We start from the raw sequence: 14,559 nt of genomic DNA on the forward strand, positions 1-14,559 counted from the left end.
ATGCTGCTTCGCTGTGATTTTTTGCTTTGTGTCGACTCGTCGTCTCGCTCCGGTCGCGATACTGCACCCGGACAGAGAGCCCACCCGACGGTTCAATCGTTCAAGCCTTGTGCGAATTCGTGCAGTTGCTCTGTCAGAGCCGTCATACGCGCGACCTGGCGCTCGATCACCTGCAAGGCTTCGAGCTGCGTGGCGCTGTCGTCGGAAGTCCGCAAAAGCTCCAGGGCCACGGCCATGGCACCAATGGGGCTTCGCAGATCGTGTTCAAGGCGTTGAGCGCGCAGAGCCAGCCGGGCCTGGCGCGCCTGGTGGGTCGCCAGCATGTCGGCAGCGGCGGCATCGCCCTTCGCGGAACGCGCTTTTTCCCGGCACACGAAGCCGAGCCCCACCAGAGCGGCTGCGCATAGCCCGAGCAACAGCATTGGGGGTCTCGCCGGAGCCGCGCCGGCATCCCTCGATGATTTTTTCATGGCGCAAAGTTTGCGGCAAAGGCGCCCTCTCTGTCTGCCCGCGGAGAACCGCAAGATTTGCAGCAACCCTTCCCCAGGGCGGCGATGGATTCGCCGCAGTTTTGCAAACTTCTATTGAAACTCGGCCATCCGCGGCCGAAATGCCCTGGCACGACCATTGCACGGCAATCCCGCTACCGGGGATAGCAGGCGCTACGCAACACCATGAACACGACGATTGTTTTGCAAGCCCGCCAAGTGCAGGCCCCCCTCTTTTCGCCCCGGTTGCAGCAGGCCGTGCGGCTGCTCCAGATGTCTTCGCAGGACTACGCTCAGGCCTTGCGCGATGCGGCGGAGCTGAACCCGTTTCTCGAGATCGATGCGCCGCAGCAGGACGATGGCGCCGAGGCCCCGCCGTCCGAGACCGAGGGTGACGAAGCCGCTGCCGCCGAACTCGAAGCAGCCGCGGCCTTCGACCGTACCGACGCGGCACCCGCTCCGCGCGATGGTCATCTTTCGCATGACGAAAGCTTCGACGTGATGCAGCGCGTGCCGCTGCGGGAGTCGCTGCGCGCCCACTTGCACGGGCAGCTCGGCGTGCTGCGCCTGTCTTCGCGCGAGATGGCGTTTGCGCGCGCCTTGGTCGAGGCGCTGGACGACGACGGCTACCTGCGCATCTCGCTCGAAGACATCGGCACCGCGCTGGGAGAAACCGGCGCGGGCGCCGAACGCGAGCTGCGTACGGCGCTGCGGCGGGTGCAGGCGCTCGATCCCACCGGGGTGGCGGCGCGCAGCGTGGCCGAGTGCCTTGGCCTGCAGCTCGAGGCCAGCGCAAGGAATACGAACGAGCCGATGGATGCGAGCGAAGGAACCCGGCGGCTCGCACGCCGAATTCTCGAAGAGCACATCGGCCTTCTCGCCGCGCACGATGTCGGCAAGCTCGCAAAGGCGCTCGATGCGTCGCCGCAAGACGTGCAGTCCGCCATCGATTGCATCCGGCGCCTGAACCCGCACCCGGGCTGGCAGTTCGGCGAGACCGCGGCCCGCATCGTGATTCCCGACGTGACCGTTAAGAAGGTGCGCGGTATCTGGAAGACCTCGCTCAATGCCAGCGCACTGCCGCGCGTGAAGCTGAACACGGCCTACGCGCAACTGTTCGAAAAACATCGCGCAAGCCAGTGCCCTGCGATGAAGGAGTGCCTGGAACAGGCGCGGTGGCTGGTCGGCGGCGTGTCGCAGCGCGCATCCACCATCCTCGCCGTGGCGCGCGCCATCGTCGCGCGGCAGAAGATGTTCTTCGAGCACGGCCCGCTCGCCATGAAGCCGCTCGGCCTGCGCGAGATCGCGGACGAGGTCGGCGTGCATCCTTCCACCGTGTCGCGCACCGTGCACAACAAGTACATGGCCACGCCGTCCGGCGTCTTCGAGCTGCAGCACTTCTTCTCGCGTGGACTCGACCACGCGGCCGGCGGCGCAAGCGCGCCAATGGCACTGCAAGGTCTCATTCGCGAACTCATCGCGGTAGAAAAGCCCCTGGCACCGCTGAGCGACGCGGCGCTGGCACGCCAGCTGGCGCAGCAGGGCTTCCGCATTGCGCGCCGCACCGTCACCAAATACCGCCAGGGCATGAACATCGACCCCTTCGAACGCCGCCGCGCGCAAGGAGGAGAACCGGGAGCCCCGGCATGGCCTGCATGAAGAGTCGCCACGGGCCAGCGGCACCATAGGCACAAGGAGAACCATGTCCATCGAATTCTTGCGCACGCTCGCGAAGTGCCGCGTGCCTCTTACGCTGACTGATCCCCAGGACATCAACAACCTGCTGGTGCTGCGCGCCGCCGGCCTCGTCGTGGCCCTGACGCTCAAGCCCGAAGCCGGAGGACCCAGGGTGGCCCGGTTTCTGGCACTGACGCCCGACGGCCGCAGCGCGCTCTGGTTTGCCGGCAAGCCTCCGCCTCACGAGGCGGAAGCGACGGTGCTATGACGGGGGATTACCACCGATGAGCACGCAAGACCCGTCTGGAACGGAGCCCGGCGCCGCTTCGACACCCGGGGACGAAAAGCAACGCCACGTCTTTGTCTACCGCGGGTGGCGCTTCGCCTACAGCGCCCCCCGCACGAAGACGGGCGTGTACCGGCCCGTGGTGATTTGCCTTGGCCAGGGGTCGGACGACCAGGAAACGATGTTGCCTGACGACACGGACGAGATCGCCTACGCCACCGAGGCAGAGGCGCTGCGGCACGCGCAGCAGCAAGCCATGCGCTGGGTACACGACCGCACGGGCGACGGCCAGGGCCAGCTCTGAAGTGCACCCGGCCGGCGAAGCCTGCCGGCGCTCTCAACGCCGCCCGGCAGTCAGCGCCATCGCGCTGCGCTCCATGCAGGCGGCGCGGCCTTCCGCGGTGATTGCGGTCACGGTGGCACGCGCGATCCACCGCTCGCCCGTGCGCAGCACGACCGCCGGCTCGGTCGTCGCCTGGAGCAGCGATGCGCTGCGCAGGGCCAGGATCTTGTGAATGTCGTCGGGCTCCGAGCACACCACCGGCATCTGTCGTCGACACAGGAATTCGAGCAGTTCATAGCACTCGCTGGCATGGCCCACGCGCGATTGCGATCTTTTCATGGGAGGACATCCAAGGCGTTGAAGGGAGGGACAACATCGCGAGAGCGGCAAACGGCATGCCCGCATAGGTGCCGGGAGTGCTTCCCTCCGGTTGTAGTCTGCCCAGCCGGCTCACACGAGAAAGGTTCCTACGCGTTGCGTCCAACTGCCGATCGAATCTTCGGATCGGGCGAACACAAACATCCCATGACCGCACTGGACCTTCTGACCCTGGATGTGCTGCTGGCGCGCAGTGTGCTGCTGCGGGCCGACTACATGCGGGTGCAGAGCCGAATCGATGGATTGCTGCTCTCCCGAGGGAGCGGCGATGCGGGCAAGGGTCCGGTGGACGAGGATTTCGGCCAGCTCATTGGGGCCATGAGCCGTTCGTTTTCAGCCGATGCACTCTATCTCTCGAATCTTTCGCACACGGTGCACGAAATCATCGAGCGCGCCAAAGCCTGATCAGGCGCCGCATTGTTCTGTTTTTTCGCGACAGCGAGCCGAGCCGCTGTCCGACAGCTCGCTCTCGCGCGCCGGTGCAGCGTCGGAAAACTGCACTGAAGGGTGACCGATATGAATCCTCGACAAGCCAGAAGCGACGAGCGCGACAACCAGCGCGTGTTCCGCTGGGGCATCGGCGCGGCTATCTTCGTCTTCCTGCTGGCGCTTGCCTATAACTTCCTGGCGCAGACGCGGGATGAATTGCCGGTCACGCCGTCGACGCCGACCCAGAGCGCACCTCAGGTCGCTCCTGCGAACACCGCGCCAGCGAACACGCCGCCCAAATAGCGATCGAGCTCGGGCCGCCGCAGTTCACCTTGCTCTCAGTTCAGCAGCCCCCGCTGCGTTGCCTCACGGACTGCCTGGGTACGCGACTTGACGTCCAGCTTTCGGTAGATGCTCTTGAGCTGCGCTTCTATCGTGTTGATCGAACGATGAGTTTCCTCGGCGATCTGCCGGTTGCTCTGGCCTTCGGATATGAGCAGCAGCACCTTCAATTCGCGCGGCGACAAGAGCCCGTTCGTTTTCGCGGGCGGCTTCGGTTCAGCCGATGCGGAGAGGGATGCCAAGATGCGACCCGCAATCTGTGACGCCGCTGGGGAGTTTCCGAGCTCGATGGAACGCATCAGCGAGGCGAGGTCCAGGGCATTCGCCTTGACGAAGAGATCACGCACGGCTCCCGCGGCCACCGCGGAATTCATGCGCCAATCGTCGTTGGCGGCGAACGTCGGGAGACTGCCTACCGTGAACCGTCCGGCCTGTTGCCAGGAGGGGTGCCACGTTATTCTCGATTCGATGTTTGCGTTGGACATTTTCAAAAGCTCGCCTGCATTGGCGTTCCGCAAAGATGGGCCCCGAAGGCCGTCAAGTCGCGGCTCGCGGGAACATGGAAGAGACCGATTCGATGCTAAGGACAACACCGGTCCTTGGCATTCGCTTTCGAGTCGTCGATGTGGTGCAGATCACAAATGTGAATAAAGTTAAAATTGGGTTCACAGATAGGAAGCTCCGCATCTCGTCCGACACGGCTGCCGTCAAGACGCGCCGGACCCATCCCGGCCCAGTTCGGCGGGCGGCAGATCGAAGTCGGTTGCCGCGAAGTCGGGTGGCACGTGCACGCCATGGTCGTCGCGGCGCACCAGACCGCGGCTCTCCAGGTCGCGCATGGTCTTGTTGACCACTTCGCGCGACAGGCCCGAATAGGAAGCGATCACCGACTGGGTGATGCGTTTGTCATATCCACCCGTCGCCGCAGGCGCCAGCTGTGTCAGTTGATGCAGCACCCGGCTCACGAGATCTTCGGACGACAGCGCCGAAATCCGGCGAAGCTGCCCCCGCATGACGCCCACGCGCTTCATGGCGATATCGAGCAGTGCCAAGGCAACTCGAGGATGCCTTTCGCACAGCTTTCGCATCGTGGAAATGGGAATGAGATATACGGACGAGGGCAGCGCAGCAATCAGCGTCTGGGCAGCCTGGTGGCGGTCTTCGGCGAGCGAGGCGCCAAAAAAGAAATCGTCGCGGCGGATAAATTCGGTGGTTACATCGCCGCTGCTGCTGCGGCCATGCGCCACGACCCGCAAAAGCCCGCTCGCTACGCAGTAGAGGCGATCCGTCCATTCGTCCACGGAAAGAACGATTTCGTTGCGCCGGTATGAACGAAGCTCGCTGGCCTGGACCAGGGCCGCGCGTTCCTCTGGCGGAAGCCCTGAAACCAAAGTATTCAGATACATCCCTCAATGATGCAGGAAAGCACGGGAAGCCGCATACCCATAAATTGGGGATACCGTGCCGATCCCCAACTTTGAAGCCCTTTCGCGGCTGTTACAACTGTCGGGCCCCCGTCCGCCGCATCACTTCATCCTGGCTGCGCGCCGCAAGCATTCGATGAGTTGCTGCGTGCTGGGCGTGCGCCTGCGCCCACGCATGGTGATGAGGCCGACCGGCGGCAGGTCGATCGGCACCTTGAGCGAAAGCACTTTCAGCAGCCCCTGCTGCTGAAAGTGCCGCGCGACGGAGCGCGCCATGAAAGCCACGGCATCGCGCTGCTGCAGAAAGCTGATCTGTGCCAGGAAGGACGCCGATTCGATGAGGTCGGCCGGCGGATGCACGCCGTCCTTGAAAAACATCTGGTCGAGCTTGACGCGAAGCGACGCCCAGGGGGGCGGCATCACGCAGTGCTCTTTGGCGAGGTCGGCCCAGCCCAGCCGGCGCTTGGCGACGAGCGCATGCCCGGGCCGCACCACCGCGGTCATGGGCTCTGAGAGCAGTGGCTCGGTTTCGAGGTCCGGCGCAGCGTAGCCGGGCTCCAGGCGTCCCACGAACAAGTCGAGCTCACCCAGGCGCAGCTTGGGCAAGAGGCGCGTGAGGTCGCCCTCTTCCACCAGCACGGTGGTTTGCGACGAGTGCGTCTTGAGCATCTCGACCGCGCGCGCCACCAGCACCGGCAAAGCCACCACCATGGCGCCCACGCTGGTGCGACCCGCGGCGCCGCTGGCTACCGCGGCAATCTCGTCGCGCGTGCGGTCGTAGTCGGCGAGCACCGAGCGTGCGAAGCGCACCACGCTGTCACCGTACGGCGTGGGCTCGGTGCCGCGCGTGGAGCGCTCGAACAACGCAAGGCCGAACATGCGCTCGATCTCGGCCAGCGACTTGGACACTGCCGGCTGTGTCACCGACAGAAACTCGGCCGCGCGCCCCAGATGGCGAAACTGGTCGAGCGCCACCAGCATTTGCAGGTGGCGCAGCTTGAGGTTGGAACGCAGGACGCGGTCAATCTGGCTCATCGTGGTTCGTGCGGCCTCTTCTTGGCTTCATAACCTTCAGGCTATGAAGAGAGTCCGCTATTTCATTGGATTGCAATGATTGTCTACGGAAGAATGTGCTCTGCTTTCATCGAACTACAAATCGTCGGAGACAAGACAAATGACCATCCATCGCTCCCTGCAGCGGCGTCAACTGATGCTGGGCGGCCTCGGCGCCGCCGCACTGGCCGCCGTACACGGCCGCGCAATGGCCGCCGACTATCCCGATCGCCCCATCACCTTCATCTGCCCCTGGCCGGCCGGAGGCACCGCGGACCGGTCGATGCGCGCCATCTGCCAGATCGCCGCGCGCGAACTCGGCCAACCCATTGCGCTGGAAAACCGCGCCGGTGCGTCCGGAATGATCGGCACCAAGGCGCTGGCATCGGCCCGGCCCGACGGCTACACGATCGGGCAGATTCCCATCTCGGTGACACGCTTTGCACAGATCGGCACCGTGCAGATCAATCCGCTCAAGGACCTGAGTTATCTCGCCCGCACCTCGGGCCAGACCTTCGGCATTGCGGTGCCCGCCAGTTCGCCGTTCAAGTCGCTGCGCGATATGGTGGCGCAGGCCAAGGCCAAGCCGGGCGTGATCAGCTATGCCCATGCAGGCGTGGGCGGCGCCACGCACGTGGGCATGGAGCAGTTCGCACAGGCGGCCGGCGTCAAGTTCAACGCCATCGCCTACAAGGGCGGCGCCGCGGCGCTGCAGGACGTGCTGGGCGAACAGGTCGACATGCTGGCCGACAGCAGCTCCTGGGCACCGCACGTGGAGAGCGGCAAGCTGCGCCTGCTCGCCACCTGGGGCGAGGCACGCACGCCGCGCTTCAAGGACACGCCCACGCTCAAAGAGCTGGGCTACGACGTGGTGGTGGAAGCGCCCAACGGCATCGGCGCGCCGCGCGGGCTGCCGCCCGCGGTGGAAAAGAAGCTGCGCGATGCGTTCCGCGTGGCGGTGAACAGCGAAGAATTCAAGAAGGTGGCCGACAGCATCGATGCGCCCGTCATGTACCAGGACGGGCCCGACTACCAGAGGTATGTCGAAGCCGTCTACAAGCAGGAGACCGAGCTGATCCGCAAGCTCAACCTCAAGGAACTGATGGAGAAGGGTTGATGAACGACAGCCCCCTGCTTCGCCTGCACCCGCACGACAACGTGCTGGTGGCCAAGAGCCCGATCGCCCTGGGCGAAACGATTGCCGAATTCGGCGTGCGCGCGCGTGCGCAGATTCCCGCGGGGCACAAGATCGCGTCGCGCGCCATTGCGGCCGGCGAGCAGGTGAAGAAGTACGACACCGTCATTGGCGTGGCCTCGCGCGACCTGGAGGCCGGCGACTACGTGCACAGCCACAACCTCACGCTGGTCGACTCTTACCGCGATCCGGGCTTTTGCCAGGACGTGCGGCCCGTGGCCTACGTGCCCGATGCAGAGCGCGCCACCTTCATGGGATTTGTGCGTGCCGACGGCCGCGTGGGCACGCGCAACTTCATCGGCATCCTGTCGTCGGTCAACTGCTCGGCCACCGTCATCAAGCGCATTGCGGCGCACTTCACGCCCGAGCGGCTCGCGGCCTTTCCCAACGTGGATGGCGTGGCCGCCTTTGCACAGACCAGCGGCTGCGGCATGTCGTCGCCGAGCGAGCATTTCGACGTGCTGCGCCGCACGCTGGCGGGCTATGCGCGCCACCCCAACCTGGCCGGCGTGCTGATCGTCGGACTGGGCTGCGAACGCAACCAGGTCGATGCGCTGGTCGACTCGCAAGGGTTGCAGCAGGGCCGCCTCATGCGCACGATGGTGATGCAGGACGTGGGCGGCACCCGACAGACCATCGAAGCCGGCATTCGCGCCATCGAAGACATGCTGCCCGAAGCCAACGCCGCGCAGCGCACCCGCGTCGGCGCCAACCACCTGAAGATCGGGCTGGAGTGCGGTGGCTCAGACGGCTTCTCAGGCATCACGGCCAACCCCGCATTGGGCGCGGCCATGGACGTGCTGGTGCGCCACGGCGGCACCGCCATTCTTTCTGAAACCCCTGAAATCCACGGTGTCGAATTCATGCTGACGCGGCGCGCCGTCACGCCCGAGGTCGGCCAGAAACTGCTCGACCGACTGGCCTGGTGGGAGCGCTATGCGGCCGGCCAGAACGCGCAATTCAACGGCGTGGTCGGGCACGGCAACCAGGCCGGCGGGCTGGCCAACATCTTCGAAAAATCGCTCGGCTCGGCCATGAAGGGCGGCACCACGCCGCTGCAGGCCGTGTACGAATACGCGGAGCCCATCGACAAGGCTGGCTTCGTCTTCATGGATTCGCCGGGCTACGACCCCGTGGCGGTCACCGGGCAGATTGCCAGCGGCGCACAGCTGATCTGCTTCACCACCGGGCGCGGCTCGATGTTCGGCAGCAAGCCGGCGCCGACCATCAAGCTGGCCAGCAACACGCCGATGTTCAAGCGCCTCGAAGAAGACATGGACATCAACTGCGGCGTGGTGATCGACGGCGAACTCTCGGTGCCCGAACTGGGGCAGCAGATCTTCGAGCAGATATTGCGCCATGCCTCGGGCGAGCGCACGCGCAGCGAAGCGCTGGGCCTGGGCGATCATGAATTCGTCCCATGGCATCTGGGAATCGTGAGCTGACACCGCACGCACGCACGCAACATCACCTACTGAAGATACCTCTCTCATGCCCGCCCACAACCCCTTCAAGACGGCCCTGGCCGCACGCCGCCCGCAGATCGGCCTCTGGCTCTCGATGGCCGACCCGTACATGGCCGAGGTGAGCGCCACCGCAGGCTTCGACTGGCTGCTGATCGACGGCGAACACGCGCCCAACGACCTGCGCTCGACCCTGGCCGCGCTGCAGGCCGTGGCGCCCCACGCCGCGCAGCCGGTGGTGCGCGCGGTGCAGGGCGAGACGGCCCTCATCAAGCAGCTGCTCGACATCGGTGCCAAGAACCTGCTGGTGCCGATGGTCGACACGGCCGAGCAGGCACGCGCGCTGGTGTCGGCCACGCGCTATCCGCCGCTGGGCATCCGCGGCGTCGGCAGCGCGGTGGGCCGTGCGTCGCAATGGAGCGCGCGCACCGACTACCTGGACATCGCCGACGAAGAAGTCTGCCTGCTGGTGCAGGTGGAAACCGTGACTGCGCTCTCCAACCTTGCGGCGATTTGCGCCGTGGATGGCATCGATGGCGTCTTCATCGGCCCGGCCGATCTGGCCGCGTCGATGGGGCATCGGGGCCGGCCCGGCCACCCGGAGGTGCAGGCCGCCATCGAAGCCGCGATGCGCACCATCGTGGCCTCGGGCAAGGCCGCGGGCACGCTCACGTCGGATCCGAAACTGGCGCGGCGCTATCTGGAACTCGGCTGCACTTTTGTCGCGGTTGGTGTCGACGTGCTGTTGTATGCGGGCGCCGCCCGCAAGCTGGCCGCCGATTTCACCGGCGCGCCGCCTGCTGCGGAGCCGGTCTCGCGCGCGGCTTACTGAAAGCGGGATCGAAAAAACCTACGGAAGGTTCTCGCGAAAGATCACCTGGCTGCGGGTGGTCTCCACGCCGCTGAGCGCTTCCCGCTTGTCGCGCAGGTTGGCGAAGATGCGCACGCAGTTCATCAGTGTGGTGTGCGGGCTCTGCGTGATCACCGCATCCATGCTGCCGTCGATCAAGAGCGTGCGCGTATCGGGCGTGAGGCCATGTCCGATGAAGACCACCTTCTGCTCGCGCCCGGCCTCCTTCAGTGCCCGCGCCACGCCGTCGGACGCACCGCCGATGTTGTAGATGCCGCCCATGTCGGGGTACTGCTCCAGCAACGCGCGGGTCTGGCGGTAGTTCTTGCCGGCGTCGTCCTGTCCTTCGCGCAGGCCCACCACTTCAAGCTTTGGAAACATCTCGTCAATCACGTGCAGGAAGCCGGCTTCGCGCTCCTCGTGCGCCTTGTAGCTCAGGCTGCCCGCAATGAGCGCGACCTTGGCAGCGCGCGCGCCGATGAAGCGACCGATGAGATAGCCCGCGGTGCGCCCCGCTGCCCGGTTGTCGAGCCCCACGAACGCGGCGCGCTCCGAATTCGACAGATCCGAAATCAGCGTGACCACCGGCAGCCCGCGCGCGGCCAGCGCCGCCACGGCCTCGCGCACCGCAGGGTGCTCCAGCGCCATCATCGCGATGCCGTCGCAGCGCTGGCCATGGCGCCTCAGCGCGTCCGCCAGCTCATGCGGATTGAAGCTCTCGATCAACACCGTGCGGCACTGCACGTTGAACGGCGCCCAGTGCTCCTGCGAATAGCCCACCATGTCGCCCAGCATGCGGATGAAGCGGTTGGTGCCGGCCGGCAGCAGGAACACCAGCCTGAGGGCCGGCGGCGTGAGCGCGGCGTAGAGCTCGGGGCCGGGCAGGTAGTCGAGTTCGCCCGCGGCCTTGAGTACGCGCTGCACCGTGGCGTCGCGCACACCGGGGCGGCGGTTGAGCACGCGATCGACGGTGGCGGTCGAAACCTGCGCGGCGCGCGCAATGTCGACCATGCGGGCACGGCGCGCATCCGCAGGCGCGGAAGATAGTGAAGGGTTATCCCGCATACATCAAAAACCATCAAGCCAGAGTTTGACCTGGATCATGCAGGCTTTTATCTTCACTGGGCCCCGATTACAAGGATGCATCAGATTGCATCAACCGCATCACGGAGACAAGACATGACATCGACGACTCGCCTGACCCGCCGCGGCGCCCTGCGCACGCTTTCCGCCCTCCCCGCCGCCGGCATCGTTGCGGCCCTGCCGCGCATCGCCCGCGCGGCCGAGTTCTCGTACAAGTACGGCAACAATTTGCCGCTCACGCATCCGCTGAACATCCGCGCGCAGGAGGCAGCCGACCGCATCGCCAAGGAAACAAAGGGCCGCGTCGAGATCAAGATCTTTCCCAACAACCAGCTGGGCGGCGACACCGACATGCTGGCGCAGGTGCGCTCGGGCGGCATCGAGTTCTTCACGCCCTCGGCGCTGGTCATTGCCACGCTGGTGCCGGTGGCAGCCATCAACGCGGTGGGCTTTGCCTTCAACGACTACAACCAGGTCTGGTCCGCGATGGACGGCAAGCTTGGCGCGCACGTGCGCGGCGCCATTGCCAAGTCGCGCCTCTACGCCTTCGAGAAGATGTGGGACAACGGCTTTCGCCAGACCACCAGCAGCAAGGCCCCGGTCACCAATGCGAAGGACATGGACGGCTTGAAGATCCGCGTGCCCGTGAGCCCGCTGTCGATCTCCATGTTCAAAGGCCTGGGCGCCGCGCCCGCGAGCCTGCAGTTCAGCGAGGTCTACTCCGCCCTGCAGACCAAGATCGTGGATGCGCAGGAGAACCCGCTGCCCATCATCCAGGTGGCCAAGCTGTTCGAGGTGCAGAAGTTCTGCTCGCTCACCAACCACATCTGGGACGGCTACTGGTTCATTGCCAACGGCCGCGCATGGGAGGCACTGCCCGACGACTTGAAGACCATCGTCGCGCGCGCCATCAACGATGCCGGCATGCAACAGCGCGACGACATCAAGAAGCTCAACGATTCGGTCGTCGGCGACCTGCAGGCCAAGGGCCTCACCATCAACCGGCCGGTGGCAGACAGCTTTCGCGCCAAGCTGCGCGAGTCGGGCTTCTATGGCGAGTGGAAGGGCCGCTTCGGCCCCGAAGCCTGGGCGCTGCTCGAAGGCGCGGTCGGCAAGCTGGCCTGATTGCCCATGGTGCATGAATCCACTTTCGAGGCTGCGCCGTTCGTGGGCGCCGGGCCGTCCGCCAACGCACTGAGCGGCATGGCGGGCCGCGCGGACCGCGTGCTGGGCGGCGTGGTCGAGGCCGTGGCCGCACTGCTGGTGTTGGCCGAGATCTGCGTGCTGTTCGCGGGCGTGGTGTCGCGCTATGTGTTCCATGCGCCGCTGGTGTGGTCGGACGAACTCGCGTCCATCCTCTTCCTGTGGCTGTCGATGCTCGGCGCCGTGGTGGCGCTGCGGCGCGGCGAGCACATGCGCATGACGGCGCTGCTGCAGAAGGTAGCGCCTTCGACGCGGGCGATGCTCGATGCCTTTGCCATCGCGGCTTCGATCGCTTTCCTGGTGCTGATCATCTGGCCCTCCATCGACTACGCGCATGAAGAGTCGTTCATCGTCACGCCCGCACTGGAAATCAGCAACGCCTGGCGCGCCGCGGCCATTCCGGCCGGCATCGGCATCATGGTGGTGATGGCGCTGCTGCGTTTGCTGCGCGTGTGCACCGGGCGTCAGATTGCGGTTGCGGTGCTGGGCATGGGTGCGCTGGTGGCGGCCTTCTGGCTTGCGGCGCCGCTTTTCGCCACGCTCGGCAAGCTCAACCTGGTGATCTTTTTCGTGGTGGTAGTGGCAGCCACGGTGCTCTCGGGCGTACCCATTGCCTTCTCCTTCGCTCTCGCGACCTTCGGCTACCTGGCGCTCACCACGCGCACGCCGCTGCTGGTGATGGTGGGCCGGCTGGACGAGGGCATGTCGCACCTCATCCTGCTCGCGGTGCCGCTCTTCATCTTCCTGGGCGCACTGATCGAGATGACGGGCATGGCGCGCGCCATGATCCAGTTTCTTGCGAGCCTGCTGGGCCACGTGCGCGGCGGCCTCTCGTATGTGCTGATCGGCGCGATGTACCTGGTATCGGGCATCTCGGGCTCCAAGATCGCCGACATGGCGGCCATTGCGCCCGTGCTGTTTCCGGAGATGGTCAAGCGCGGCGCCAAGCCTGGCGACCTGGTCGCCCTGCTTTCGGCCACGGGGGCGCAGACAGAAACCATTCCGCCATCGATCGTACTCATCACCATCGGCTCGGTCACGGGCATTTCGATTGCCGCGCTGTTCACAGGCGGGCTGCTGCCGGCCGTGGTGCTCGGCGCCGCGCTGTGCGTGGTGGTGTGGTGGCGCTACCGGCGCGAAGACCTGAGCGGCGTGCAGCGCCACAGCAAGCGCGAGATCGGCAAGCTGCTGCTGGTCGCGCTGCCGGCGGTGCTGCTGCCCTTCGTGATTCGCGCGGCCGTGGTCGAAGGCGTGGCCACCGCCACCGAGGTGTCGACCATCGGCATCGTCTACTCGGCGCTGGTCGGGCTCTTTGTTTACCGGCAGTTCGACTGGAAGCGGCTCAAGCCGATGCTGGTGGACACGGCCTCGCTCTCGGGCGCGATCATCTTCATTGTCGGCTGCGCCACGGCCATGGCCTGGGGCCTCACGCAATCGGGCTTTTCGCAAGACTTGGCGCGTGTGATGGGCGCCCTGCCCGGCGGTGCCTACGGATTTCTGGCCGTATCGATCGTCGCCTTCATCGTGCTGGGCAGCGTGCTCGAAGGCATTCCGGCCATCGTGCTGTTCGGGCCGCTGCTGTTCCCCATTGCCAAGGCAGCGGGTGTGCACGAGGTGCACTACGCCATGGTCGTCATCTTCGCGATGGGCATCGGCCTCTTCGCGCCGCCCTTCGGCGTGGGCTACTACGGCGCCTGTGCGGTGAGCAAGGTCAACCCCGACGAAGGCATCAAGCACATCTGGGGTTACATCGCCGCGATGCTGGTCGGCCTGGTGATCGTGGCCGCGTTCCCGTGGTTCTCGACCGGCTTTCTCAAGTTCTGATCACAACAACACACTCACACCAACGGAGCCAACCGCAATGAGTCGATTCCTCGGCGAGATTCGCCAGCTGGGCTATGTCGTGCACGACATCGAGGCCGCCATGGACTACTGGAGCACCACGCTGGGCGTAGGCCCCTGGTTCTACAACCCGAAGGTGCCCATCAAGAACTACCGCTACAAGGGCGAGGCGCATGAGCCGCACAACTCGGTGGCGCTGGCCAACTCGGGCTATGTACAGGTCGAGCTCATCCAGACGCGCAACGACGTGCCCTCGATGTACCGCGACTTTTTGCAGGCCGGGCGCACCGGGCTGCAGCACGTCGCCTACTGGACGGCCAATTACGACACCGACCTTGCGCGCCTCACCGCACAAGGCTTCAAGCCCGTGATGAGCGGCGAGGTGGGCGAGCGCGGCCGCTTCATCTACTTCGACACCGAATACCACCCGGGCACGGTGATCGAGCTCTCCGAAGTGGCAGGCCCGAAAGGCAAGATGTTCGACCTGATCCGCAGCGCCTCCGAGGGCTGGGACGGCAGCGAGCCAGTGCGGCCCTTTCCCGACCTGAGCAAGCTGTGAGCGT

Annotated in this window: 17 protein-coding genes; 11 read left to right on the top strand and 6 right to left on the bottom strand. The window is 65.6% G+C overall.

What is annotated here, in order from left to right:
• Window positions 1–92 precede the first annotated feature (92 nt).
• Window positions 93–422 (bottom strand): histidine kinase dimerization/phospho-acceptor domain-containing protein, encoded by a 330-nt coding sequence (locus BLR24_RS01570; RefSeq protein ID WP_175543139.1) that lies wholly within the window; start codon window positions 420–422, stop codon window positions 93–95.
• Window positions 423–674: 252 nt separating this feature from the next.
• Here BLR24_RS01570 and rpoN point away from each other — a divergent pair, with 252 nt between their 5' ends.
• Genes rpoN through BLR24_RS01585 form a run of 3 tightly spaced genes read left to right on the top strand, consistent with a single transcriptional unit; the run spans window position 675 to window position 2,755 of the window.
• Window positions 675–2,147 carry an RNA polymerase factor sigma-54 gene (rpoN, locus tag BLR24_RS01575; protein ID WP_093011618.1) on the top strand — a complete coding sequence of 491 codons (1,473 nt, stop codon included), beginning with the start codon at window positions 675–677 and terminating at the stop codon, window positions 2,145–2,147.
• Window positions 2,148–2,190: 43 nt separating this feature from the next.
• Complete coding sequence (locus tag BLR24_RS01580; protein ID WP_093011621.1) at window positions 2,191–2,433, top strand: hypothetical protein; 243 nt, start codon at window positions 2,191–2,193, stop codon at window positions 2,431–2,433.
• Window positions 2,434–2,449: 16 nt separating this feature from the next.
• Window positions 2,450–2,755: a hypothetical protein gene (locus BLR24_RS01585; RefSeq protein ID WP_093011624.1), complete on the top strand. Its 306-nt coding sequence runs from the start codon at window positions 2,450–2,452 to the stop codon at window positions 2,753–2,755.
• A gap of 33 nt (window positions 2,756–2,788) precedes the next feature.
• Here the strand turns inward: BLR24_RS01585 and BLR24_RS01590 are convergent, their stop codons facing one another.
• Complete coding sequence (locus BLR24_RS01590) at window positions 2,789–3,073, bottom strand: hypothetical protein (protein ID WP_093011627.1); 285 nt, start codon at window positions 3,071–3,073, stop codon at window positions 2,789–2,791.
• Between the two features lie 186 nt (window positions 3,074–3,259).
• Between BLR24_RS01590 and BLR24_RS01595 the strand changes: the two genes are divergently transcribed.
• Both BLR24_RS01595 and BLR24_RS01600 read left to right on the top strand, forming a co-directional pair.
• Window positions 3,260–3,517: a hypothetical protein gene (locus BLR24_RS01595; RefSeq protein WP_093011630.1), complete on the top strand. Its 258-nt coding sequence runs from the start codon at window positions 3,260–3,262 to the stop codon at window positions 3,515–3,517.
• 111 nt (window positions 3,518–3,628) lie between these two features.
• The gene (locus tag BLR24_RS01600; protein ID WP_093011633.1) at window positions 3,629–3,844 is read left to right on the top strand and encodes a hypothetical protein; all 216 of its coding nucleotides are present in this window, start codon (window positions 3,629–3,631) and stop codon (window positions 3,842–3,844) included.
• 35 nt (window positions 3,845–3,879) lie between these two features.
• Here the strand turns inward: BLR24_RS01600 and BLR24_RS01605 are convergent, their stop codons facing one another.
• The 3 genes from BLR24_RS01605 to BLR24_RS01615 all read right to left on the bottom strand — a co-directional run bounded on the left by BLR24_RS01605 (window position 3,880) and on the right by BLR24_RS01615 (window position 6,342).
• Entirely contained in the window at window positions 3,880–4,368 is a 489-nt protein-coding gene (locus BLR24_RS01605) for a helix-turn-helix transcriptional regulator (RefSeq protein WP_093011636.1), read from the bottom strand.
• Window positions 4,369–4,590: 222 nt separating this feature from the next.
• A complete protein-coding gene (locus BLR24_RS01610) occupies window positions 4,591–5,289 on the bottom strand; it encodes a Crp/Fnr family transcriptional regulator (protein ID WP_093011640.1) in 699 nt (232 codons plus the stop codon).
• 120 nt (window positions 5,290–5,409) lie between these two features.
• Entirely contained in the window at window positions 5,410–6,342 is a 933-nt protein-coding gene (locus BLR24_RS01615) for a LysR substrate-binding domain-containing protein (protein WP_093011643.1), read from the bottom strand.
• Window positions 6,343–6,481: 139 nt separating this feature from the next.
• On the opposite strand from BLR24_RS01615, the gene BLR24_RS01620 reads away from it, so the two are divergent.
• The 3 genes from BLR24_RS01620 to hpaI are packed head-to-tail and all read left to right on the top strand — an operon-like array spanning window position 6,482 to window position 9,850.
• The gene (locus tag BLR24_RS01620) at window positions 6,482–7,477 is read left to right on the top strand and encodes a tripartite tricarboxylate transporter substrate binding protein (protein WP_093011646.1); all 996 of its coding nucleotides are present in this window, start codon (window positions 6,482–6,484) and stop codon (window positions 7,475–7,477) included.
• Window positions 7,477–9,000 carry a UxaA family hydrolase gene (locus tag BLR24_RS01625; protein WP_093011649.1) on the top strand — a complete coding sequence of 508 codons (1,524 nt, stop codon included), beginning with the start codon at window positions 7,477–7,479 and terminating at the stop codon, window positions 8,998–9,000. Before BLR24_RS01620 ends, BLR24_RS01625 begins: the two co-directional genes overlap by 1 nt.
• 46 nt (window positions 9,001–9,046) lie before the next feature.
• On the top strand, window positions 9,047–9,850 hold the full coding sequence (gene hpaI / locus BLR24_RS01630) for a 4-hydroxy-2-oxoheptanedioate aldolase (RefSeq protein WP_093011652.1): 804 nt from the start codon (window positions 9,047–9,049) through the stop codon (window positions 9,848–9,850).
• An 18-nt stretch (window positions 9,851–9,868) separates the two neighbouring features.
• Here the strand turns inward: hpaI and BLR24_RS01635 are convergent, their stop codons facing one another.
• Window positions 9,869–10,933, bottom strand: coding sequence for a LacI family DNA-binding transcriptional regulator (locus BLR24_RS01635; RefSeq protein ID WP_093011655.1), 1,065 nt, complete (start codon window positions 10,931–10,933; stop codon window positions 9,869–9,871).
• Window positions 10,934–11,047: 114 nt separating this feature from the next.
• On the opposite strand from BLR24_RS01635, the gene BLR24_RS01640 reads away from it, so the two are divergent.
• The 3 genes from BLR24_RS01640 to BLR24_RS01650 are packed head-to-tail and all read left to right on the top strand — an operon-like array spanning window position 11,048 to window position 14,555.
• On the top strand, window positions 11,048–12,076 hold the full coding sequence (locus tag BLR24_RS01640) for a TRAP transporter substrate-binding protein (protein ID WP_093011658.1): 1,029 nt from the start codon (window positions 11,048–11,050) through the stop codon (window positions 12,074–12,076).
• A 6-nt stretch (window positions 12,077–12,082) separates the two neighbouring features.
• Window positions 12,083–13,978 (top strand): TRAP transporter large permease, encoded by a 1,896-nt coding sequence (locus tag BLR24_RS01645; protein ID WP_093011661.1) that lies wholly within the window; start codon window positions 12,083–12,085, stop codon window positions 13,976–13,978.
• Between the two features lie 37 nt (window positions 13,979–14,015).
• Window positions 14,016–14,555, top strand: coding sequence for a VOC family protein (locus tag BLR24_RS01650; RefSeq protein ID WP_093011664.1), 540 nt, complete (start codon window positions 14,016–14,018; stop codon window positions 14,553–14,555).
• The last annotated feature ends 4 nt before the right edge of the window (window positions 14,556–14,559 follow it).

Source organism: Variovorax sp. OV700 (assembly GCF_900099805.1).
In the GTDB taxonomy this organism is placed as follows: domain Bacteria; phylum Pseudomonadota; class Gammaproteobacteria; order Burkholderiales; family Burkholderiaceae_C; genus Variovorax.